Annotated in this window: 1 protein-coding gene; it reads right to left on the reverse strand. The window is 47.8% G+C overall.

Annotated features, from left to right (window positions below):
• Positions 1-174: 174 nt before the first annotated feature.
• Positions 175-578, reverse strand: a 404-nt coding sequence (locus tag R7R24_RS28980; protein ID WP_318120496.1) for a TolC family protein, incomplete at its 5' end; no start/stop codon positions are given.

Raw genomic sequence — 578 nt, forward strand, 5'->3', positions numbered from 1 at the left:
AGGGGTTACCGAAGTAACGTAACAAAATATTTCAGAGTCGGCATTATACAACCGAGAGAGGGTATAGGTGGTAGAAATATTTGCCTCACAAACTAAGAGGCCATCTAAGTGGCCTCTTTTTAACCGATTTAACGGCATCCGTTATGACGCAAAGGTGTGAGGCTTGTAAGAAACCTAACCTTTGGCATTCGTTTCGGGTTGTGCTTCTGGTTGTAGCGTCCAATCACCACCAAGCGATTTGTAGAGCGCAATCGTAGCTTGTGCGGTGTGTAACTTTGCGGCTACTTGCTGATCTTGCATCATGCGGTGCTGACGTTGCGCATCTAAAACCGATAAGTGATCAATCAAGCCAGCTCGGTACAGTGACTTGGCTTTGTTGACAGCGTTATTGGTGGCTTTCAATGCATCATCGATTCGGCGCTGATTTTCTTGGCTGCGACCATAAGCAAATAGTGTGGATTCGGTTTCTGCCAAAGCCGCCTCTACCGTATGTTGATAAGACAATGTCGCCGAATCAAAACGCGCTTGGTTGATGGCTTCAATCGCCTCGCCACGCCCCCCATCGAACAAGTTCCAGC

Source organism: Vibrio sp. 704, assembly GCF_033339295.1.